The sequence below is a fragment of the Pseudomonas sp. RIT-To-2 genome, assembly GCF_029623465.1.
Classification (GTDB): domain Bacteria; phylum Pseudomonadota; class Gammaproteobacteria; order Pseudomonadales; family Pseudomonadaceae; genus Aquipseudomonas; species Aquipseudomonas silvicola.
In genome coordinates, this window is the sequence record NZ_JAPYKM010000021.1 from 90,002 (window position 1) to 111,482 (window position 21,481).

16 protein-coding genes and 1 pseudogene are annotated in these 21,481 nt (G+C 63.3%); 3 read left to right on the forward strand and 14 right to left on the reverse strand.

Going from position 1 to position 21,481, the window contains the following annotated elements:
* The first annotated feature begins 44 nt into the window (after nt 1-44).
* Complete coding sequence (locus QBK88_RS19035; RefSeq protein ID WP_277963249.1) at nt 45-3,506, forward strand: indolepyruvate ferredoxin oxidoreductase family protein; 3,462 nt, start codon at nt 45-47, stop codon at nt 3,504-3,506.
* A gap of 104 nt (nt 3,507-3,610) precedes the next feature.
* On the opposite strand, the gene QBK88_RS19040 is transcribed toward QBK88_RS19035, so the two are convergent.
* The 7 genes from QBK88_RS19040 to QBK88_RS19070 form a co-directional block, all read right to left on the reverse strand.
* On the reverse strand, nt 3,611-4,837 hold the full coding sequence (locus QBK88_RS19040; RefSeq protein ID WP_277963250.1) for an EAL domain-containing protein: 1,227 nt from the start codon (nt 4,835-4,837) through the stop codon (nt 3,611-3,613).
* 132 nt (nt 4,838-4,969) lie between these two features.
* Nucleotides 4,970-5,983, reverse strand: a complete 1,014-nt coding sequence (locus tag QBK88_RS19045) for a threo-3-hydroxy-L-aspartate ammonia-lyase (protein WP_277963251.1) — start codon at nt 5,981-5,983, stop codon at nt 4,970-4,972.
* Between the two features lie 77 nt (nt 5,984-6,060).
* On the reverse strand, nt 6,061-7,323 hold the full coding sequence (locus tag QBK88_RS19050) for an aminotransferase class I/II-fold pyridoxal phosphate-dependent enzyme (RefSeq protein WP_277963252.1): 1,263 nt from the start codon (nt 7,321-7,323) through the stop codon (nt 6,061-6,063).
* Nucleotides 7,324-7,327: 4 nt separating this feature from the next.
* Nucleotides 7,328-7,672 (reverse strand): AzlD domain-containing protein, encoded by a 345-nt coding sequence (locus tag QBK88_RS19055; RefSeq protein ID WP_277963253.1) that lies wholly within the window; start codon nt 7,670-7,672, stop codon nt 7,328-7,330.
* Nucleotides 7,669-8,403, reverse strand: a complete 735-nt coding sequence (locus QBK88_RS19060; protein ID WP_277963254.1) for an AzlC family ABC transporter permease — start codon at nt 8,401-8,403, stop codon at nt 7,669-7,671. The genes QBK88_RS19055 and QBK88_RS19060 overlap by 4 nt, the downstream gene beginning before the upstream one ends.
* A 48-nt stretch (nt 8,404-8,451) precedes the next feature.
* Complete coding sequence (locus tag QBK88_RS19065; RefSeq protein WP_277963255.1) at nt 8,452-9,333, reverse strand: sugar phosphate isomerase/epimerase family protein; 882 nt, start codon at nt 9,331-9,333, stop codon at nt 8,452-8,454.
* A 125-nt stretch (nt 9,334-9,458) separates the two neighbouring features.
* Nucleotides 9,459-10,055, reverse strand: a complete 597-nt coding sequence (locus tag QBK88_RS19070; RefSeq protein WP_277963256.1) for an acyl-homoserine-lactone synthase — start codon at nt 10,053-10,055, stop codon at nt 9,459-9,461.
* 128 nt (nt 10,056-10,183) lie between these two features.
* Between QBK88_RS19070 and QBK88_RS19075 the strand changes: the two genes are divergently transcribed.
* The gene (locus tag QBK88_RS19075; RefSeq protein ID WP_277963257.1) at nt 10,184-10,417 is read left to right on the forward strand and encodes a hypothetical protein; all 234 of its coding nucleotides are present in this window, start codon (nt 10,184-10,186) and stop codon (nt 10,415-10,417) included.
* On the opposite strand, the gene QBK88_RS19080 is transcribed toward QBK88_RS19075, so the two are convergent.
* Nucleotides 10,409-11,128, reverse strand: a complete 720-nt coding sequence (locus QBK88_RS19080) for a LuxR family transcriptional regulator (RefSeq protein WP_277963258.1) — start codon at nt 11,126-11,128, stop codon at nt 10,409-10,411. The genes QBK88_RS19075 and QBK88_RS19080 overlap by 9 nt on opposite strands.
* 136 nt (nt 11,129-11,264) lie before the next feature.
* Here QBK88_RS19080 and QBK88_RS19085 point away from each other — a divergent pair, with 136 nt between their 5' ends.
* Entirely contained in the window at nt 11,265-12,212 is a 948-nt protein-coding gene (locus tag QBK88_RS19085; RefSeq protein ID WP_277963259.1) for a PDR/VanB family oxidoreductase, read from the forward strand.
* 45 nt (nt 12,213-12,257) lie between these two features.
* Here QBK88_RS19085 and QBK88_RS19090 read toward each other — a convergent pair whose 3' ends face one another.
* From QBK88_RS19090 to QBK88_RS19115, 6 genes and pseudogenes are all read right to left on the reverse strand, one after another.
* Nucleotides 12,258-12,731 (reverse strand): nuclear transport factor 2 family protein, encoded by a 474-nt coding sequence (locus QBK88_RS19090; protein ID WP_277963260.1) that lies wholly within the window; start codon nt 12,729-12,731, stop codon nt 12,258-12,260.
* A 10-nt stretch (nt 12,732-12,741) separates the two neighbouring features.
* Nucleotides 12,742-12,933 (reverse strand): annotated as a pseudogene (locus QBK88_RS19095) (cyanase); the annotation flags it as partial.
* Nucleotides 12,934-13,032: 99 nt separating this feature from the next.
* Complete coding sequence (locus QBK88_RS19100; protein WP_277963261.1) at nt 13,033-13,605, reverse strand: hypothetical protein; 573 nt, start codon at nt 13,603-13,605, stop codon at nt 13,033-13,035.
* Between the two features lie 67 nt (nt 13,606-13,672).
* Nucleotides 13,673-15,109 (reverse strand): sugar porter family MFS transporter, encoded by a 1,437-nt coding sequence (locus QBK88_RS19105; RefSeq protein WP_277963262.1) that lies wholly within the window; start codon nt 15,107-15,109, stop codon nt 13,673-13,675.
* Nucleotides 15,110-15,896: 787 nt separating this feature from the next.
* Entirely contained in the window at nt 15,897-16,592 is a 696-nt protein-coding gene (locus QBK88_RS19110; RefSeq protein ID WP_268143736.1) for a Crp/Fnr family transcriptional regulator, read from the reverse strand.
* 56 nt (nt 16,593-16,648) lie between these two features.
* Nucleotides 16,649-21,481, reverse strand: a 4,833-nt coding sequence (locus QBK88_RS19115; protein WP_277963263.1) for a GH36-type glycosyl hydrolase domain-containing protein, incomplete at its 5' end; no start/stop codon positions are given.

Below are 21,481 nucleotides of genomic sequence, written 5' to 3' on the forward strand. Positions count from 1 at the left end.
GACTGATGAGTCATGGCCACCCATAAAAATAACAGGAGTGCCGCATGTCCCTAGCCGACGTCCGCCTGGACGACAAGTATCGCCTCGCCACCGGGCACCTTTACCTGACCGGTACCCAGGCCCTGACCCGCCTGCCCATGTTGCAGAAGCAGCGTGACGAAGCCCGCGGGTTGAACACCGCAGGGTTCATTTCCGGTTACCGGGGTTCCCCGTTGGGCAACCTCGACAAGAGCCTGTGGGAAGCCCGCGATTACCTGCAGACCCACGCCATCCATTTCCAGCCGGGCATCAACGAAGAGTTGGGTGCCACCGCGGTATGGGGCAGTCAGCAGGTCAACCTGTTTCCACAAGGCAAATACGATGGCGTGTTTGCCCTGTGGTACGGCAAAGGCCCAGGTGTGGACCGCTGCGGCGACGTGTTCAAGCACGGCAACTCGGCCGGGGTCGCGCCCCAGGGCGGGGTGCTGTTGCTGGCCGGTGACGATCACGGCTGCAAGTCCTCCACCATTGCCCACCAGAGTGAGCACGCCTTCATGGCGGCGATGATTCCGGTGCTCAACCCCTGCAACGTCCAGGAAATCCTCGACTACGGCATCATCGGCTGGGAGCTGTCGCGCTACAGCGGGTGCTGGGTGGCCATGAAAACCATCGCCGAAAATGTCGACTCCTCGGCGGTGGTGGAGGTTGATCCGCTGAGGGTGCAGACCTGCATCCCCGAAGACTTCGAGCTGCCCGAAGGCGGCCTGCATATTCGCTGGCCCGACCCGCCGCTGGCTCAGGAGGCGCGCCTCAACACCTACAAGATCTACGCCGCGCGCGCCTTTGCCAGGGCCAACCAGTTGAACAAGGTGGTACTCGACTCGGCTCAGCCACGCCTTGGCATCGTCACCACGGGCAAGTCCTATCTGGATGTGCGCCAGGCACTGGAAGAGCTAGGCCTGGATGAGGCCTTGTGCGCCGAGGTCGGCATCCGTCTGCTGAAAGTGGGCATGAGCTGGCCGCTTGAACCAGTGTCGGTGCACGATTTCGCCCAAGGCCTGGACGAGATCCTGGTGGTGGAAGAAAAGCGTAGCGTCATCGAAGACCAGCTCACCGGCCAGTTGTACAACTGGCCGGTGGACAAGCGCCCTCGGGTGGTCGGCGAGTTCGACGAGCAGGGGCTTTCGTTGCTGCCCAACCTCAGCGAACTGACCCCGGCCATGATCGCCCGGGTGATTGCCAAGCGCCTGGCACCTATCTACAGCAGCCCGCAGATCGAAGCGCGGCTGCGCTTTCTGCAGGAAAAGGAGCAGGCGCTGCAGGCGCCCTTGCACAATGTTCAGCGTACCCCGCATTTCTGTTCCGGTTGCCCGCACAACAGCTCCACCAAAGTACCCGAAGGCAGCCGCGCCCTGGCGGGTATCGGCTGCCACTACATGACCATCTGGATGGACCGCGAGACCGAGACCTTCACCCAGATGGGCGGCGAGGGCGTGACCTGGATCGGCCAGGCACCCTTCACGGAGACCGCCCACGTGTTCCAGAACCTGGGCGATGGCACCTATTTCCACTCTGGCCACCTGGCGGTACGGGCGGCGGTGGCAGCCAAGGTCAACATCACCTACAAGATCCTCTACAACGACGCGGTGGCCATGACTGGTGGCCAGCCCATCGACGGCATCCTGCGGGTCGACCAGCTCAGCCGCCAGGTGTTCGACGAGGGCGTGCAGCGCATTGCCCTGGTCAGCGACGAACCGGACAAGTACCCCAGCCGCGCCGGGTTCGCGCCCATCACCAGCTTTCACCATCGCGGCGACCTGGACGCGGTGATGCGCGAACTGCGCGAGTTCAAGGGCGTGTCGGTGATCATCTACGACCAGACCTGCGCCACCGAGAAGCGCCGTCGCCGCAAGCGCGGCACCCTGCCCGAACTGAACAAGCGGGCGCTGATCAACCCGGCGGTGTGCGAGGGTTGTGGTGATTGCGGCGTGAAGTCCGGGTGCCTGTCGGTGCTGCCGCTGGAAACGCCCCAGGGCCGCAAGCGGGAGATCGACCAGAACGCCTGCAACAAGGATTTCAGCTGCGTGGAGGGCTTCTGCCCCAGTTTCGTCACCGTGCACGGCGGCCAGTTGCGCAAGCCGCGACTGCCCAGCCGTGACCAGGCGTTCAGCGCTTTGCCCGAGCCGGTACTGCCCCGCCTGGATCAACCGTTCAACATCCTCCTGCCCGGTGTGGGGGGGACCGGCGTGACGACGGTAGGCGCCATGCTGGGCCTGGCGGCCAACCTGGAGGGCAAGGGTTGCAGCGTGCTGGACCAGGCCGGGCTGGCGCAGAAATTCGGCCCGGTGGTGACCCATATCCGCATCGCGGCGCATCAGGACGATCTGTTTGCCGTGCGCATCGCCGCTGGCGATGCCGACCTGCTGCTGGGCTGTGACCTGCTGGTGGCGTCCGGCCCGGACGCACTGGCCAAGCTGAGCCTGAGCAAATCCCACGCGGTAATCAACAGCCAGCAAACGCCGACGGCGGCGTTCACCCGTGACCCGGATGCGCAGTTTCCGGCGGCCGCCATGGGCCGGGCCATCACCGACGCGGTGGGCGCCGACAAGACTCATTTTATCGACGCTACCCGCCTGGCCGTGGGCCTGCTGGGCGATACCATCGCCAGCAACCTGTTCATGCTCGGCCATGCCTACCAGCTGGGCTTGATTCCGGTGACCGCCGAAGCCATCAACAAGGCCATCGAACTCAATGGCGTGGCCGTGAGCCTGAACCAGCAGGCGTTCCTGTGGGGGCGTCGCGCGGCCCATGACCTGGCCGCGGTGAACGCTGTGCTGGAACCGACCCGCCCCGTGCCGGCCGAGCTGGAGCTGTCCCTGGACCAACGCCTGGCGGCCAACGCCGAGACGTTGCGCCACTACCAGAACCAGGCGTACGCCCAGGGCTACCTGGCGTGGGTGCAACGGGTACGCGACGCCGAAGCTCGCTTGCTGCCGGGGCAGCCGCTGGCCCTCACCGAAGCCGTGGCGCAATACGCCTTCAAGCTGCTGGCCTACAAGGACGAATACGAAGTGGCGCGGTTGTACAGCAACGGTGAATTCGTCCGCCAGGTGCAAGCACAGTTCGAGGGCGATTACCGCCTCGAATTCCACCTGGCGCCGTCGTGGCTCGGCGGCCAGCGCAAGCGTCGTTTCGGCCCGTGGATGCTGAAGGCCTTCGGTTTTCTGGCGCCTTTCAAGTGCCTGCGTGGCAGCGTGCTCGACCCGTTCGGGTACAGCCAGGAGCGGCGGCAGGAGCGCGCGCTCATCGATGGCTACCGTGCCGACATCGACCTGATCCTGGCGCACCTCACCCCCGCCAATCGCCACACGGCCTTGAGCCTGGCGCGCTTGCCCGAGCAGATACGCGGGTATGGGCATGTGAAGGACAAGGCCGTGGTGGCGGCCGAGCAGGAAGCGCAGCGGCTGCGCCAGTGCCTGCGCGACGGTGAGCCGGCGGTGGTCAAGCTCTATGAAGCCGCTGCCTGATTTCATGGGTGGCAGGCGCTGCAGGGTAGCAACCAGTCCGGGTAGAGGCCTTTCCGAGCTTCGCCCGGTTCCACAGGGCTGCTGTGGCACTTGCTGGCGCGAATTCACGAATGGTTTGGGCTTCCCTCATTCGCTGTGCGCGTCGGGTCTTGAAGTTGCGCCCAGCCCAGTGGTTTGCCGGTAAGGAAGCCCTGGGCCCACACGTTGTTCCTGTGCGGTTTGAGGTGCATGAGGTCGCTGATGGTTTCCACGCCTTCGATGATGACCTCAGGTGCCAGGCGCTTGCAGATACCTATCAGGCTGTGCAGCATTTCCTTGCCGTCGAGGCTCAGGCGCGCGTTCTGCAGGTAGCGCTGGTCGAGCTTGACGATGTCGAAGGGTATGCGCTGCACCAGCCCGAAACCGCTCACTCCGGTGCCGAAGTCATCCAGCGCGAGTTGCACGCCCAAGGCCTTGAGCCTGTCCAGGAAATCTACGGTCAGCGGCAGCGAATCGGGCACGGCTGTTTCAGTCAATTCCAGCACCAGGCGCCTGGCGAGCGCGCTGTTATCGCTGAGGGCCTGGACCGTGCTCAGCCACCAGGTATCGTTCACGGCGCTTTTCGCCGAGAGGTTGCAACCGATGCGCACGGTGCGATCCGCCCGTAGCAGCGCGATGGCTTTCTTCACCACGCAGTAGTCCAGAAGCCGCACCAGCCCCAATGCCTCCAACGCCGTGATGATGTCGGCCGGGCCGACTTCCCGGCAGCTCGACGGGGCGGCGATGCGTAGCAGCGCCTCGCGGTAGCATTCAGCGCTGGCGTCGTGAGGTTGCCTGATCGGCTGGAAAGCCAGACCTGCATGGCCGGCGCGAAGGTCGCGAAGGAAATCCAGGGCGATACGCATGTGGGTGCGGTAACCGGTGCGCCATTGCCGGGTGTGCTGCACCGCCGGCAGTGGTGCGCACCACCCCAGGGGACTGGACTCGATGGTCAGCAGCGCATCGGGATGACCGTCGTATTCCACGGGCCCCACGGCCAGTACCCGCAGGTATTCAATGCCAAGGTATTCAATGGCAGTGAAAGAGCACTGCACCAGGATATCCTCGGCGAGCCGCACGGCATCACCGGCAGCCATCTTGAGCAGGCAATGCCCGGCCGACAGAGGCATCACCTGCCCCCAGGCGCCGAGCTGGTCTGCCAGTCGTTCCACGGCGGCGCACGCTACGTCTGGGCCGTAAGCACAACGCAGGTGGAAGTGGTTGACGATGACTACGTGCAGGTAGGCGTGTTGACATGAAGGCAGCAGACAGTCGCCAGGCTGGCTGTTCGGGTGGCTGGCGGCATCGCGCATGAGGACTCCTAGCGGGGCCCTGCGCCAGGGTAGTGGGAATCAAGGGCAAGCGCAGGCAGGGCGACTACTGTGGCCGCCCGTGTGACCTGCGTCTTGGAAAAATGTCCGGCTTTTTGAATTCGACCCGATTGATCACCCGCCAGGGCCCGCGACCGTCAACATCAGACGGCTCGGGCCGCATTGCTGCAGCAAGTGCGCGTAGTGATCAATATCGACGTTGCCGCCGGACAGTATCACACCCACCCTTTTTCCTTTGAGCTGGGCTCGCAATGCGAAGGCCGCTGCCGCTGCCAGGCAGCCGGTAGGTTCGACCACCAGTTTCATGCGTTCTGCCATAAAGCGCATGGCCTGCACGATTTCCGCGTCACTGACGGTGACCATGTCACTGACATGCTCCAGTATCAGCGCCAGCGTGAGGTTTCCAAGGGCCTGGGTCTGCGCCCCATCGGCAATGGTAGTGGGTGTGTCGATCTTCACCAGTTCCCTGCGGCGAAACGATCTCTGGCCATCGTTGCCTGTTTCAGGTTCTACACCGATGATTGCGCAAGTCGGGCAGAGCGCCGTGGCCGCCAGCGCAACGCCCGAAATCAGGCCGCCACCGCCGACCGGAACGAGCAACACATCCAGCGGGCCCGCCTCCTCGAACAGCTCCAGGCCCACGGTGCCTTGCCCTGCTATCACATCGGGGTGATCGAATGGCGGGATGAGTGTGTACCCGTGCTCGCGCTGCAAGCGCTGGGCAATGGCCAGGCGGTCTTCGCTGCATCGGTCATATTGCACCACAGTGGCGCCGTAACCTTCGGTGGCCAGCCGTTTGGTTTCGGGAGCGTCCGATGGCATGACGATAACGGCCTGAACGCCCAGGTCCCGGGCGGCCAGGGCTATGCCCTGGGCATGGTTTCCGGAGGAGTAGGTGACAACGCCTCGCTGCCTGGCGGCGGTGTCCAGCTGAAGCAGGGCATTGAGCGCGCCACGGATCTTGAACGCGCCCATGCGCTGGAACTGTTCACATTTGAAGAAGACCTGGCTCTGCCACGCAGCGTCAAGCGTGGCAGAACTCAGCACAGGGGTCTGCCGGACCCGGCCTTGCAACCGGGTCGCGGCTGCCCGAACCGCGTCAGCGGTAGGAAGCAACGGCGAAGTCATGGTGGGCTCCTGACGGGGGGGGCTCAAGTAGCACGGCAGGTACCGGGCCTGCCGTGGCCTGCAAGCCTGTTCGGCGATTACTGGCCTGCCTCGCGCTCGGCGCACGCAAGCAGTACCGAGTTGGCGATGACCTCTGCCGCCTGTTCTACCTGGGCCAGGCTGAGGTAGGACGGAGCAATTCGCAGGTGGCGCTCCTCGGCATCATGACCGTGGCAGTGGGTAGCGCCAGCGGGTGTCATCTTCACCCCAGCCTGTGCGGCTATGGCGACTACTCGCTTGGCAAGCCCAGCGGGCACCAGCAGGGCAATGAAGTAGCCACCCAGTGGGCGTGACCAGCTGACCTGCGCAACACCGCTCAGGTGGCGCGTGAAGGTCTGTTGAACGCGGTCAAACTTTGCGCCGAGTAATTGCCCATGACGTTGCATATGGGCGGACAGGTTCTGCGCCGTCTGAAAGAACATCAAGTGCCTGACCTGGTTCACTTTGTCAGGGCCAATGGTTTTATGCTGACGGCAATCCAGCCACCAGTTGAGGGTGTTCGGGCTTCCCCCGACCATGGCAATCCCTGAGCTGGGAATCACCATCTTCGATGTTGACGCGAACAGTAGGGGGCGGTCCGCATGGCCGGCTTCGGCGCACGCCTTGTACACGTCCGGCCTGGGCTCGCTGGACGGGATGAAGTCATGAACCACGTAGGCGTTGTCCCAGAACAGTTTGAAGTCTGTGGCGGCCGTGGGCATGGTGGCGAGGCGGTTGACGGTTGCGGTGCTGTAAATGGCGCCGTTCGGGTTGGCATGGCGAGGAACGCACCACATGCCGCGAATGCTGGGGTCGGTCGAGACCAGGCGTTCCACTGCTTCCATGTCTGGCCCCTCGGCGGTCATGGCCACGGGCACCATTTCTATGCCGTAGTAGTCGCAGATCGAGAAGTGGCGGTCGTACCCGGGTTCCGGGCAGATGAAGCGCACCACATCTGCCTTGCCCCATGGCTGCGCGCCACCAAAGCCTTTGATCCAGGCATGGCCGATAGCTTCGTGCATCAGGGCCAGGCTGGAGTTCTCGCCAATGGCAACCTGCTCGGCCGGCAGCCCCAGCATCACAGGGCCGAACAGGGCCCTGACTTCGAGAACGCCTTGAAGGCCACCATAGTTGAGCCAGTCCTGGCCATCGGCGGAGGAAAAGGAGTGCGTGCCCGGTAGGCTCAGAAAGTCCTGGGTCAGCGAGATCTGTTCGGGGGAGGGTAGGCCGCGCGTCATATTGATGGGTTCGCAGCGCGCGGATAACGTTGCGTGACGGTCACGAAGGGTTGCAAGCGACGGGAGGGCAGCGGGCTGAAGCATCAGGTCAGGCTCCGAGGAAGAAGGTCATGGCGGTGAAGTAGCCAAGGCAGATGAAGAGGGTCTTGAATACGCCCCGCCACCGTGCGGCGATGATAACGGCAAGGCAGAGCGTCGACAGCTTCAGTAACGAGTCAGGGCTCTGGAAGTGCCCGGCCCAATGGTCGTAGTAGGTGTCGCCTAGCAACGCTGAATAAATGATGCCCCCCATGACGCCAAACGCGGCGTAATTGAGGAAGCGGTACATCAAACCGTCCGCGGCGATGGGCAGTTTATGGAAAATGAGAATAGGCATTGCCCGTAGCGCATAAGACGCCACGGACGCCACCAGAATAAGCGTCCAGTTGTTCATTGGGCTTTCCTTTCAACCATTTCATCCCACAGCAGCAGTGCGCCGCCCAGCAAAAAAGGCACCACGAATATCTGATAGTCATGCAGGTAGCGTCCCACGATCGGGGTCAAGGCAAAGCCGGCCCCGGTGGCGATCATGGGTTTCAACCTGGGCCAGGCCAGCGACGCCAGTACGGTGAAATGGATGGGCAAGATCACGCCGATGATGGATTGCAGGAAAGGGTTCTGTTCCCCGCTTACCCAGAACCCGAGCCCGGTTGCGAAAATAGCCACCAGCAAGGTGCTGACGCCACAGCCCAGGTAGTAGTTGTAGATGTTCTCGATCAGACCCTTCTTGGTGTTGGACAGGGTAAAGGTGGAGATCGACAGCAACTGGGCTGACAAGAGAACTTTCCACAGCGGCACGCCTTTGAAGTGTTCGGTCAAGACCGACGACATGATCAGGAATCTGAAGTTGACCACCAGTGTGGTGAATAGAATCGACATGACGGTCAGGCTTGCCCCGTGCTGGGCGACGAACACTTGCAAAGGCGCCGCGTGCACCGTGAAGGTCATGGTCAGTGCTTGAAGGCTGGTGAACCCGGCTTCATTGCACGCTGCCCCGATGGAGAAGAACAGGAACATGAACGTCAGGCAGACGGGTATTGAATCGACGCATCCTTCGGTAAAGGAACTTCGCCCGTTACGGCGCCGGGTGCCGGCGGTGGGTGTGGTTGACGCTTGAGTGTTCATAAAAAACCTCGGCACTGACGGCTGGTGGCCAGCCGTCGGTGCCCCAGATTAGCGAGTGGAGGAGGCGACCAGTTGGTTGAGGTAATCGACACTGCCGCGCAGGGTGCCACCACGCGTTTCGAAACCAACCATGCCCTGCCAGGCAGTGGTCTGGATGGCATCTACCAGGGCAGGAAAATCGAGGTTGCCGCGGCCCAGGGGGAAGTGGGAGTCACGGTCGCCGTTGTTATCGCTGAACGACATGCCTACCACTCGTTCATTGAACTTCCAGAAGAACGACAGAGGGTCGCCACCGTTGACATAAGCGTGCGAGACGTCCAGAAACATGTGCAGCCCAGGGACAGACTTCAGTACATGCTCAACTTCGTCTTCGGTTGTGCAGATGTAGTAGAACGGATGGAAGCGGGTGTAGTTGCACAGGTTTTCCAGCCAGATTTCGACCCCTCGCGCCTTGCCATAGCTCACCAGTTCCTGGAGGTTGGCGATCAAGCGTTCAAGGCCTTTCTCCCGCGCTTCCTTCACCAGCCGGGGCTCCACGACACCGCCGCCATGAACGATCAGCGGGGCACCTCCCAGCGCGGCGCAGATGTCGACCTCCTGCTTCACGTAGTCCAGCGCGGCTGCGGCCAACGCCTCTACGTCACTGCCAAGCGGCGCCTTGAAGTTGCCATGAAAGATAGGTCTCACCCCGGTTTCATCCATCAGGGTGTTAAGCGCGGCCAGGCGCTGCGGGGTAAAGTCCGCCGGGCGCTCGCCCTCCAGGCTACCGTCGATGTACCAGTGGCTGTAGCCTTGTTCCAGGGCGGTATACAGGCCGGTTTCGGCGCTCAGGTAATCCTGTTGGGCGGTGGCCCTGACAAACGCAGGCCAGGTTTCCGGACTGGCATAGCTTGCACCTTCATGTTTCGGCGAATCAATCACGGTGTCCATTTATCGTCTCCGTAGTCCACTTACGTTGAATGGCGAGAGTTCGTTGTATCGTCGATATACCGCTGCTATTGAAAGGCGCAGAGTGCGGCGAGCAAGATCATGTACTATTCCGTCAGGCGGGCAAGCTATCTGTTTGATAGGGCGCAATGGGGATCGGCCAGGGCATTCAAGGTTTTTTCGTTGATGACAATAGAAAGGGCCACGGCGCGTTCTACACCGATCGTTTTTGCCGGCCCGAGACGCCGCACATCCAGGCCCAGGCGAATCAATAGTTTTTCCACACCCACGGTCGTGACGGTCACGAATTGGCTGAGGCCCCGCTCGACACCGAAATAGATCACGGCACGAATAGCGATTATCGACTGTTCGGAAAAAGCAAAGGCGCGCCCATTAGGCTGGCAGATGGCAAACCGGCTCAGTTCCCATGTGTCCGGGGCGCACGGTGCGGGTGCTCCGGCCAGAAGCTCGGGGAAGGTATCGGCAAGCATGTTCGGGCCCGTGGTCGGCAGCAGGCGCCAGCACCCCAGGACATCGTCATCAAGATCATGATCCTGCAGGATCATGTAATACGGATTCAGCGCGTCATACCCATCGATTTCCATTCCGGCAATGACGCTGACGTCCCACTCTTTCTTGTCCCGGAAAATACGCGCTCTCAAGAGATGCATTTTATGCAGGCGGTTCGTATCGAAGTTGCTTCTGGTATCTATTTCAATGTTCACGGTGGTCACCTCGGAATGATGGCTATTTGTATATCCGCTGTGGATAATTAGCAGCCTATCAATCTGATAGCTATGCGCCTTTCCGGTGGCTCGCTATGGTGCCGCTTTCTTCTCGCAGGAGTGTATGGATGGAGGCTGAAAGGGGCTTGATCAGGCGCGCAGTAGCACTGCGATTGGAACTCGGCCAGAGCCAGGGGGCGTTCTGGCAACTGTTCGGGCTGAGCCAGCCGGCGGCGAGCCGGCTGGAATGCGGTGGGAAAGGCTCGTCCTGCCTTATCGTGCTGTTAAGCCTGTATTTCTCGGGGCGGATCAGCGAGGACGATCTGGCCGTGGCGCAGATAAAACAGTGCGGCTTACACTGAAATCAAATCCAACTGAATGGCTCGGGTCACGGCAAGTCGCCGTGAGGTGACGTTGAGCTTGCGTCTTATGTTCTTGAAATGAAACTCCACCGTTGGCTCTGATATCTTGAGGATCGTTCCGATTTCCCACGTGGTTTTCTCTGCCCAGGCCCAGTGCAGCACCTCCCGTTCGCGTGAAGTCAGGTGGGGTGGGGTCATTTGGGGAGTGTGACCCAAATGCCGGGTACTGCTGGTGACTGCATAGTCACGTAACATCGTTGCCGCGCACATGCTGTTCTGCAGTGTCTGCATATATTCGGTCTTTGGCATGGCCTGACAACTCAGGCTGAGCATGCCAACTTGCCCCTGAGGGCCGTGAATGGGCAGGGTAAGGCCTTGGCTCAAGCCTGCGAGCCGGGCTTCTTCTGCAAAGGATTTCTGTGGCACGGACGTATAGAGCGTTTCGTGCCAGTGCACGGGTAAGGATGAGGAGAAACTGTGCGTGACCGTTGGGTCAATAAGTGAATAGTTTTCTTTGTCATAACGCGAACGCCAGTCGGCGGGGAAGTTGCTCATGATGCTGGCGGACGAGTTTTGTGTTTCCTTGTTGGGTTTGAGCGCATAAAGCACTCGGTTGTATCCCAGTTTATGAGCCGCCCCGACCAGTGTATGAAACCAGGCATGAGCATCCATGGCGTCGAGCAGTTCGATGCATTCGTCCATTAATAGCATAGTGTGTACCAGGGGTCGGCTAATCATTATTGTGCTGCAAAAGTATTGTAGCCGCGTAGCCATCGTCAAGAACCCCTACGACTTTCGTCTATTGCGTAGCGCCCGTTGTGTACGGAAAAAAACAGGGAAGATAATAATGAATATTCGCTTGCAAGCTGCCCGTGTCAGCCGAATTACCCGGGAGACCGATAACGTTATTTCGATTGAACTGAACCCGGCGGAAGGTCAAACCTTCGCGGCGTTCGAGCCCGGCGCCCACATTGACGTGCATTTGCCCAATGGCCTGGTACGTAGTTATTCACTGATGAGTACATCGGGGGCGTCGAGCCATTATCGCCTGGGGGTGCTGCTTGATCGTCACAGCCGCGGTGGCTCGGCCTTTATTCATCGTCACTTGCGTGTCGGGCTGCGCTTCAACGTGTCGATTCCACGCAATAACTTTCCGGTTACCCAGGCCTCGCGTGCCGTTCTGGTGGCCGGTGGAATTGGCATCACACCCCTGTTGGGCATGGCAAGGCAATTGGCGGACCAAGGCGCCGCCGTCGACTTCCTGTACTGCGCACGGTCAGAGCGAGAGATGGCATTCCGGCAGGAGTTGCACGCATTGGCCGGCAACATTACTTATCATTTCGACGATGTGCATGGGGCGGCCCCGGACCTGTTGGCCTATCTGGGAAAGTACCCCGCGCATACCCATGCCTATTGCTGCGGCCCGGCACCCATGCTGGCGGCATTCGAGCACGCGTGTAAGGAACTGGGCCTTGAGCATTGCCACGTCGAGCGATTTTCCGGGGGGCTGCCAACCGTTCAGCAAGGTGGCGGGTACGAAGTGGTGCTCGCACGCTCAGGCAGACAACTGTTTCATGCTGGGCACGGCAGCCTCATCGACACGCTGGTCGCCGCAGGACAGACCGTCTCCTACAGCTGCCGGGAGGGCGTGTGTGGGGCCTGTGAAACCGTGGTGCTGGAGGGAACGCCAGAGCATCGGGATTTTGTCTTGAGCCCTGCGGAGCAGGCGTCGGGAAAAACGATGATGATCTGCGTCTCCGGTTGCAAAACGCCACGGTTGGTTCTGGACCTGTGAACGCGCGACAGGGACGCGGGGTGCGTCCCACTGACGTGTTCGCCCTCAGAGCCCCAGTTCGCTCAACCCGGGATGGTCATCCGGCCGGCGCCCCAGTGGCCAGTGATACTTGCGTTCGGCCTCGCTGATCGGCAGATCATTGATGCACGCAAAGCGCCGTTGCATCAGCCCATTGGCGTCGAACTCCCAGTTCTCATTGCCGTAAGAGCGGAACCAGTTGCCCGAGTCGTCATGCCACTCGTAGGCGTAGCGCACGGCGATGCGGTTGTCGGTAAAGGCCCACAGCTCCTTGATCAGGCGGTAGTCCAGTTCCTTGCGCCATTTACGCTCCAGGAACTGCTGCGCCTGGGCGCGGCCTTCGATGAATTCGGCGCGGTTGCGCCAGTAGGTGTCTTCGGTATACGCCAGGGCAACCTTCGCCGCATCGCGGCTGTTCCAGCCGTCCTCGGCGGCGCGTACTTTCTGCAGGGCGGTTTCCCGCGTGAACGGCGGCAGCGGTGGGCGTTGTGCATAGCTCATGGCAAGGCGCTCAGAAGGGTTTGTAGGGCAGGAATTTTCCGTCGAGGGTGATCACCGCGCGGTGGCCGCCTTCCGGGTCGTCGACCTTCCTGAGGTCGAGTTTGAAGTTGATCGCACTGATGATGCCATCGCCAAACTGTTCGTGCACCAAGGCCTTGAGGGTGGTGCCGTAGACCTGCACCATCTCGTGAAAGCGGTAGAGTGCGGTTGCTGCACGGTGATGGGCGCTTGCATCGGTCCTGATGCCATGATGTGGGAGCTCTACCGCCGACGCGGCCTGGCGGCCACTGCGACCGATGCGTCAGCGGGTCAGGTCGCCGACCGCCAGGACTTCAGGCTCATTCTCTGCATAGGTCTGGCGCATCTCGACGATCATGTCGGCCGACACCTTCAGCTGCAGCGGCGACAGCGTCGAATAGGCGCGCAGGTGCTCATTGACCTGCTCCACGTTGTTGTTGATGACCTTGTACAACTTCCAGCCCTTGGCCTCCATGCACACGCGGCTGCCTATCTCGATGACGCTGGTTTCAGTGTAACCGGTGGCCTTCATCACAGGCGCAAGGCCACCCTTGCCCTTGATCTCGTTGATGTTGGACTGCAGGCAGGTGTTCAGACTGGCGCTGAATTGGGTGGCCGACTGGTTGCTGCCCGGCGCCTTGAAATAGGCATCCAGGGCATTGAAGTCCATGTCTGCACGGTCGGAGACCACGCTTTGCGGGGTGCTGAGGTCCTGGGCCTGGGCGGTGCCGCCCAGCAGCAGGCCCAGCAGTAGGGAGCAGGCCAGTGGCGAAGAGGGCTTATTCGCCCTGGCGTTGTGCTGCAGCTTCATCGGTGCGTCCTTGAGGGTTGCCGGGCGTGCAGGCGCGCCGTTCACGAACCGGGCTTCCTGCCGCGCCTTTGAGTAAAACAAAGGGCGGCAAGAATACAAGGCTGGGAGGGTGCTATGCCAGTGAGTCGTCCAGTTCCTTCTTCATGTGCTTCTCGATCTGCTCCAGCGACTTGCCCCGGGTTTCCGGCAGGCACAGGGCCACGAACAGCAGCGAGCCCACGTTGATGGCTGCGAACACGTAGAACGTTGGGTTGCCCAGGGAGCTGATGGCGATGGGGAACAGGAACGCCACGGTGGCGTTGAACAGCCACTGCATGGACACGGCCACGCCGGTCAGCAGCCCGCGCACCTGCATGGGAAAGAGTTCGGACATCAACAGCCAGTACACCGGTGCGATGCACATCTGCATGAATAGCAGGAACACCAGGATACAGGCCAGCGCGGCATAGCTCTGGGTGAGGTTCTGGGGCATGAACTGCAACACCGAACCAAGAGTGGCCTGGGCGAGGATGACGATCACCAGCCCTGTCATCAGCAACTTGCGGCGCCCGAAATGGGCGATGGCCCAGATGCCCAGCAGGGTCGCGATCACCGAGACCACGCCGTTGCCAATGGTGGCGGTCAGGGCGGCGTTGGTGCCCATGCCCGTGTGTTTGAGGATGATGGGGGTGTAGTACATGAAGGCGTTGACCCCGGTGAACTGGGCGGTGAAGCCCAGGCCCACGCCGATGAACAGCAGCTTGATCACCCACCGCTGACGCAGCAGCTCGCTTACGGGCACGCGTTTGTGTGCCTGTTTGGCCTGGGTTTTCATGTCTTCGACTTCGCGGTGGGCTTCGGCGTGGCTGTCGCGCAGCTGCTCCAGCACTTTCTGGGCATCATCGAAGCGGCCCTTGGAGGCCAGCCAGCGCGGTGAAGCCGGTACGAAGAAGGTGCCGATCAACAGGAACAGGCCCGGCACGGTGGCGATGGCCAGCATGTAGCGCCAGATGCCCGGGGTGTGCAGCAGCGCGGCCAGCACCGCACTCAGCACATAGGCGAGCAGTTGGCCGCTGACGATCATCAGTTCGTTGCGGCTGACCAGCCGTGCGCGCTTGGATGGGCCGGCGATTTCAGCGATGAACACCGGTACGGTGGCTGACCCGCCGCCCACGGCGATGCCCAGCACAAAGCGGGCGGCAACCATGAAGGGAATCGAAGGCGCCACGGCGGTGCCCAGGGCGCCGACGATGAACAATACCGCCAGCACGCGCAGGGTCAGGCGGCGACCAAAGCGGTCGGACAGGTAACCGCTGGCCAAGGAACCGAAGGCCGCGCCCACGATCAGCGAGGCAGTGATCAAGCCTTCGCTCACAGGGTTCAGGCCCAGGCCACCCTGGTCGAGCGGCAGGGTCATGAAGGGCAGGGCGCCGGCGATGATGCCAGTGTCATAGCCGAACGCGAGGGCGCCCATGGTTGCCACGAGCACCGAGATGAAAATCAGACGGCGCGCAGAACTTTTCTGCTCGCTGGCCTCACCTGTGGGGTAGGGCGTGGTGGTGGATGACATGCAGTGCAACCTCTCTGGAATCGGTGTTGTGCCAGTCTTGCCGGCTTCGAGGTTAGGGCGATGGTCGCGCTGGGAGTTCCCTGCCCTGGTGCAGAAAGTGGCGGCATGCCAGTGTCAGCAAGCTATTGGTTTGTCGGTACGGGCGGGGGGCGGACGGGAGCCGCGTACTGCCTGAAAGACCACAGCGCCTGCTTCCCGAGCTGGCGCCCGGTCCCACAGGGATTGGTTGCGGTGGTTGGGTTTGTCTGTGGGACCGGGCGAAGCTCGGGAAGGGCGCACCGCGTACTGCCTGAACGAGCGCGGCGTCTGCTTCCCGAGCTGGCGCCCGGTCCCACAAGGATTGTTTGCGGTGGTTGGGTTTGTCTGTGGGCCCGGGCGAAGCTCGGGAAGGGCGCACCGCGTACTGCCTGAACGAGCGCGGCGTCTGCTTCCCGAGCTGGCGCCCGGTCCCACAGGGATTGGCTGCGGTGGTTGAGTTTGTCTGTGGGCCCGGGCGAAGCTCGGGAAGGGCGCACCGCGTACTGCCTGAACGAGCGCGGCGTCTGCTTCCCGAGCTGGCGCCCGGTCCCACAGGGATTGGTTGCGGTGGTTGGGTTTGTCTGTGGGACCGGGCGAAGCTCGGGAAGGGCGCACCGCGTACTGCCTGAACGAGCGCGGCGTCTGCTTCCCGAGCTGGCGCCCGGTCCCACAGGGATTGGTTGCGGTGGTTGGGTTTGTCTGTTGGACCGGGCGAAGCTCGGGAAGGGCTCGCCGCGTAATGTCTGAAAAAGGCCATGGGTGGCGGGCGCTAGCCCAGCAGGCGGTCGGTCTCGGTCTTTACGACGCTGTAGCACTCGCAACTCAAGCCCTCCAGCCGCGCCCGGTCCAGCACGGTTATCTGCCCCCGGCTGTATTCGATCACCCCCAGGCGCTGCAGCTTTCCTGCCGCTTCCGTCACGCCTTCGCGGCGTACGCCGAGCATGTTGGCGATCAGTTCCTGGGTCATGGTCAGGCGGTTGCCCGGCAGCCGGTCCAGGGACAGCAGCAGCCACCTGCACAGTTGCTGGTCGATGGAGTGGTGGCGGTTGCACAGGGCGGTCTGGGACATCTGGGTGATCAACGCCTGGGTGTAGCGCAGCATCAGCACCAGCAGGTCACCATGGCGGTTGAATTCTTTCTTCAGGCTGTGGCCCGGCAGGCGCAGGGCGGTGCCGGCGCTTTGCACCACGGCGCGGCTGGAGGTGCTTTCGCCCCCCATGAACAGGGCGATGCCGATCATGCCTTCGTTTCCCACCACGGCGATTTCCGCCGAGGCACCGTTTTCGGTGACGTGCAGCAACGAAACGATGGCGTCCACGGGGAAATACACATGGCGAAGGGTGTCGCCCGGCTCATACAGCACGTCACCCAGCACCAGGTCGAACACCTCCAGGTGCGGGGCCAGGCGCTGCAGGTCTGCGGCTGGCAGCGCGGCCAGCAGGTGGTTGTCGCGTGGCTCGGGCATGGCGGGATACCGCGGCAAGGTGGAGCTTCAGCGTACTCCTTTGTGCTACCCGCGGGTCATTCGTTGAAGGTCGGGGCCAGGGCCTGGGGCCGCGGACGGGCCAAACGGGCGCGGCAGTCGACGCGCACCCAATGCTCGGCACCGTCGTCGACCAAGGTCAGCGGGGCGTTGCCCAGGGCCGTGCCATCCAGGGTCATGGCGGTGGTGGCGTGGGTGCCTGCCTGTACCTGGAAATGGTACAGGGCCGTGCCAAAGCGGTAATGCAACGTGAAGCCCGGCGAGTCTTCGGGCAGCAACGGTTCCAGGCGCAGGGCCGTGCCGGTGCGCTGCACCCCTAGCAGCGACTCGACCAGCAGCCGGTACATCCAGCCAGCCGAGCCGGTGTACCAGGTCCAGCCGCCACGCCCGGCATGGGGCGCGCAACCATAGACGTCGGCGGCCATCACATAGGGCTCGACCTTGTAGACGTCCATGCGCGTGCTGTTGGCGGGGTTGATCAGGTGCAGCAGCTGCCAGGCCTTGGCCGCGTCGCCCAGTTGCGCGAAGGCCATGGCCGCCCACACGGCGGCGTGGGTGTACTGGCCGCCGTTCTCGCGCACGCCAGGCACGTAGCCCTTGATGTAACCAGGGTCCAGGTCGCCATGGTCGAAGGGCGGGTCCAGCAGCAGCACCGCCCGAATGTCGGCCTTGACCAGGTGCTCATCCAGCGATTGCATGGCCTGCACCTGGCGGCTCGCGGCACCGGCACCGGACAGCACCGCCCAGCTCTGGGCGATGGAGTCGATGCGGCATTCCGTGTTGCTGGCGGCACCCAGCACCTGGCCGTTATCGAACCAGGCACGGCGGTACCAGGCGCCGTCCCAGGCGTTGAGTTCCAGGTTGCGTGCCAGCCCGGCAGCGGTGTCGCGGCAACGTTGGGCGAAGGCTGGGTCGCCATGATGCCGGGCCAGGGTTGCGAACTGCTCCAGCAAGCGATGGCTGAAAAAACCCAGCCATACGCTTTCCCCGGCGCCGTGGTGGCCGACGCGGTTCATGCCGTCGTTCCAGTCGCCGCAGCCCATCAAGGGCAGGCCATGCACGCCGCGCGCAAGGCTGTGTTCGATGGCCCGCACGCAGTGCTGGTACAACGGCTCGCTCAGCGGCGAGGTGCCCGGCAGGTCGTAGTAGGACTCTTCGCCGGCCCCCAGGGCGCGACCTTCCAGGTAACCGGCAGGCGCATCGAGCACGCCCAGGTCGCCCGTGACCTCAACGTACCGACAGGTAGCTTCCACCAGCCACAGGTAATCATCCGAGCAGCCCGTGCGCACGCCACGGTTCAGGGGCGGATGCCACCAGTGCTGCACATCGCCTTCCACATATTGGTGGCTGGCGCACAGCAACAGGTGTGCGCGCACCGCGTGCGGGTCGGCGTGCACCATCGCCATGCTGTCCTGCAACTGGTCGCGGTAGCCGATGGCACCGCCAGACTGGTAATACCCACTGCGCGCCTCGAACCGGCAGGCGATCACTTGGTACATCAGCCAGCCGTTGACCATGACGTCCACCGAGGGCACGCCGGTGTCGACCTGGATCGCCCCCAGCACCTGGCGCCAATGCTCGCGCACCTTGCGCAGTTCGGCCGCCGCTGTCTGCCGGCCCCGGTAGCGCTGCACCTGTTGGCTGGCGGCCTGGGCGGAACGTTCCGCGCCCAGGCGCAGCACCACTTCCTGGCTGCTGTCCGCCTCCAGTTCTACCTGCACTTGCAGCGCGGCGCAGGGGTCCAGGCCAGCGCCACGGCGCCCGGACAAGCCGGCATGGCGCATGGCCGCTGGCGCCCCCAGGGTGCCGTTGCGGCCGATGAATTCGGTGCGGTCCGCGCTGACGCCCGCTTCAGGCGTATCACAGTCGAAGAACGCCACACGCTCGCTGAACTCCAGGGAAAAGGCGTTGCGGGCGAACAAGGCGCCGCTGACCGGGTCGGACTCGGTGACCACGTGCATGGCCGAGCGCCCGCGCAGGTCGCCCAGTACCCACTCCACGTAACCGGTGACGGAGACCGAGCGGGGGCGCCCGGAGCGGTTGGTCAGCAGCAGGCGCGAGAATTTCACCGGTGCGTCCAGCGCTACATACACCCACAGCTCGCTGTAAAGGCCATCCTCCTCGTGCTCGAACACGCTGTAGCCGAAGCCGTGGCGGGTCCGGTAGGGGCCCGTGCCTGGGCACGGCAGCGGTGTGGGCGACCAGCAGTGCCCGGTTTCTTCGTCGCGCAGGTAGATGGCTTCGCCGCTACGGTCGGTGACCGGGTCGTTGTGCCAGGGGGTGAGGCGAAACTCGTGGGCGTTTTCCGCCCAGGTGTAGGCGCCCCCGGCCTCCGACACCACTGTGCCAAGGTAAGGGTTGGCCAGCACGTTGGCCCACGGCGCGGGTGTCGGCGAGTTGGCCGTGGTGGTGATCAGGTACTCGCTGCCGTCCAGGCTGAAGCCGCCATGCACGTTGCCCAGCAACAGCGGCACCGCGACAGGCCGCGCGGCCTGGGGCCGCGCACGCTCGGTGCGGGTGGCCGCGAAGGGCGCGTGCACCGGTGATACCCGTCGCCGGTGTATTTGTTCAGCCAGGGTGCCCAGCCCATCGTTGAGAATCAGCCGCGCTACCGACAGCACCAGCAGGCGGTCCTCGCTGGCCATCAGTTGCGCCGGGCGCACGAAAATGCCGCCCGGGCGGTCCAGCAGCGTGGCCTCGCTGCCGGAGGTGATCAGGCCCATGATGCCGTCCTGCAATTGCTGACGGTAGCCGGCCTGGTCCTCGTTCCAGATCACCAGGTCCACCGCCACGCCTTTCTGGCGCCAATAGGCGTGGGCCTGAATGGCCTGGCGCACCAGTTCAATGTTGTCCAGGCTGTGAACCTGCAGCAGCACGATGGGCAGGTCGCCGGAAATCGACTGGCCCCACAGGCCTGGCTGGTTGCGCCGGTTGGCGGCCAGCACGGTGCTGTCGGCGCGCATGGCCGCGTTGGCGTACAGCAGTGACGAGGCCATCTGTTCGAACAGCCGGGCGTCGGCCAGCGTGGCGTTGAGCTGGCGCAGCGATACTTGGCTGTGGGTCCAGCACAGGTCGAAGACCCGATCTGCCAGGTGGCGGTCGCGGTACTTGTTGATCAGGTACAGGCAGTCATCGCGGCTGTCGGCGATGCCCGTCACCAGGTCGATGGTTGCTTTCTGTTCCGGTTGCAGGGTGATACGGCAGCGGATCGCGACCACCGGGTCGAGTACCGCGCCAGCGGTACCGGAGAGTCGCTCGCAGCTTGCGTCCAGCGCCGCCGGTGCGTCCAGGGTGCGTTGGCGCCCGATGAAGCGGGCGCGATCGGTTTCATAGGAAATCGCATCGATGTCCGCCCCGTGGGCCGCCAGCAGATGGCACAGCCACGGCTGGGCTTCGCCACTGTCCCGTGGCCGACGGTTGCAGACGATGGCCTGCAGTGCTGGCAGCAGTTCAGTCTGCACGAACAGCTTGCTGAAAGCCGGGTGCATGGCATCGCTGGTAGCGGCGGTGAGCACCACCTCGGCGTAGGTGGTGATTTCCAGTGTGCGCGCGCTGGTGCCGCGGTTGGTCAGGTGCAGGCGTCGCAGCTCGATATCGTCTTCCGGTGACACGACGATTTCCAGGTGACTGTCGACCCCCAGGTGGCGCGTGCGGAACTCGGCCCGCGAATCACTGAAGATCGCTTCGTGGTGCTCGGTACGGCTCAGGGTCGGCTGGTGGCTGGTGGACCAGAATGTACCGCTGCGCACATCACGCAGGTAGCAGAAGGTGCCCCAGTTGTCCTGTGTCGTGTCCTCCTGCCAGCGGGTCACGGCCATGTCCTGCCGACGGCTGTAGCCACCCCCGGCGCTGGTGAGCATAACGTGGTAACGGCCGTTGGACAGCAGCTGCACGGCGGGGCGTTTGTGGCCAGGGTCGACGAATACGCGAATACCGTTGTCCTGTGCCGGGCCGCTCTCACCCAGCACCGGTGAGTGGGCGGTCTGCAGGTAAGGGGCGCAAGCGCGCGGTACGCGTTCCTGCAACAGCAGCAGGGCCGACTGCAAGGCGGGGTCGGCCTCGAAGCGCCGTTGCATGGGTTGGCCCAGCAGCAGGCTGGTCAGCGCCAGCAGGCTCATGCCCTGGTGGTGGGCCATGAACGACTGCACCACGGCGAACCGCTGGCCACGCGGCAGGCGTGCTTCGGTGTAGTCCAGCGCTTCGTACAGCCCGAAGCGCCCGGCCAGGCCTTGGCGGGCCAGCACCTGCAGGTTGCGGCTGGCGGCGGGGGCGTCAACCATCAGCGCCAGCACGCTGGCATAAGGGGCGATGACGATATCATTGCTCAGGCCGCGCTTGAGCCCCAGGCCTTGAACACCGAAGGCGCGGTACTGGTAATTGAGCTGCGCGTCCAGGCTGTAATAGCCCGACTCCGATACCCCCCACGGCACACCCAGGGTGTGGCCATGGTGGATCTGCACGGCCACCGCCGCGTGGCAGGTCTGGTCCAGCAGGCTGCCGGGGTAGTGGGGCATCACCAGCAGGGGCATCAGGTACTCGAACATCGAGCCGGTCCAGGACAGCAGCGTCGGCACCCCGGCGTTTTCCCCCAGCAGCCGGCCCAGGGTGAACCAGGCGCGCTGCGGCACCTGGCCCTGGGCGATGGCGATGAAGTGGGTCAGACGTGCTTCCGACGCCAGCAGGTCGTAGTAGCCACTGTCGCGGCGATGCTCGTCGACGTTGTAGCCGATCACGAACAGGTCCCGTTCGGTGTCGTAGAGCAGGCTGTAGTCCATCACCGCCAGGTCGTCCACCAGGGCCGTCAGGCGTGCCAACGTGGCCAGGCGGGCCTGAGCGGTGCTGCGCACCCGGGTGACCGCCACATGATGCTC

Coding starts and splice junctions, on each gene's coding strand:
- QBK88_RS19065 (WP_277963255.1), bottom strand. CDS start 9,333: ATGGACACCGTGATTGATTCGCCGAAACATGAAGGTGCAAGCTATGCC.
- QBK88_RS19050 (WP_277963252.1), bottom strand. CDS start 7,323: ATGCTTCAGCCCGCTGCCCTCCCGTCGCTTGCAACCCTTCGTGACCGT.
- QBK88_RS19055 (WP_277963253.1), bottom strand. CDS start 7,672: ATGAACAACTGGACGCTTATTCTGGTGGCGTCCGTGGCGTCTTATGCG.
- QBK88_RS19085 (WP_277963259.1), top strand. CDS start 11,265: ATGAATATTCGCTTGCAAGCTGCCCGTGTCAGCCGAATTACCCGGGAG.
- QBK88_RS19105 (WP_277963262.1), bottom strand. CDS start 15,109: ATGTCATCCACCACCACGCCCTACCCCACAGGTGAGGCCAGCGAGCAG.
- QBK88_RS19035 (WP_277963249.1), top strand. CDS start 45: ATGTCCCTAGCCGACGTCCGCCTGGACGACAAGTATCGCCTCGCCACC.
- QBK88_RS19080 (WP_277963258.1), bottom strand. CDS start 11,128: ATGCTATTAATGGACGAATGCATCGAACTGCTCGACGCCATGGATGCT.
- QBK88_RS19090 (WP_277963260.1), bottom strand. CDS start 12,731: ATGAGCTATGCACAACGCCCACCGCTGCCGCCGTTCACGCGGGAAACC.
- QBK88_RS19110 (WP_268143736.1), bottom strand. CDS start 16,592: ATGCCCGAGCCACGCGACAACCACCTGCTGGCCGCGCTGCCAGCCGCA.
- QBK88_RS19045 (WP_277963251.1), bottom strand. CDS start 5,983: ATGACTTCGCCGTTGCTTCCTACCGCTGACGCGGTTCGGGCAGCCGCG.
- QBK88_RS19060 (WP_277963254.1), bottom strand. CDS start 8,403: ATGAACACTCAAGCGTCAACCACACCCACCGCCGGCACCCGGCGCCGT.
- QBK88_RS19075 (WP_277963257.1), top strand. CDS start 10,184: ATGGAGGCTGAAAGGGGCTTGATCAGGCGCGCAGTAGCACTGCGATTG.
- QBK88_RS19040 (WP_277963250.1), bottom strand. CDS start 4,837: ATGCGCGATGCCGCCAGCCACCCGAACAGCCAGCCTGGCGACTGTCTG.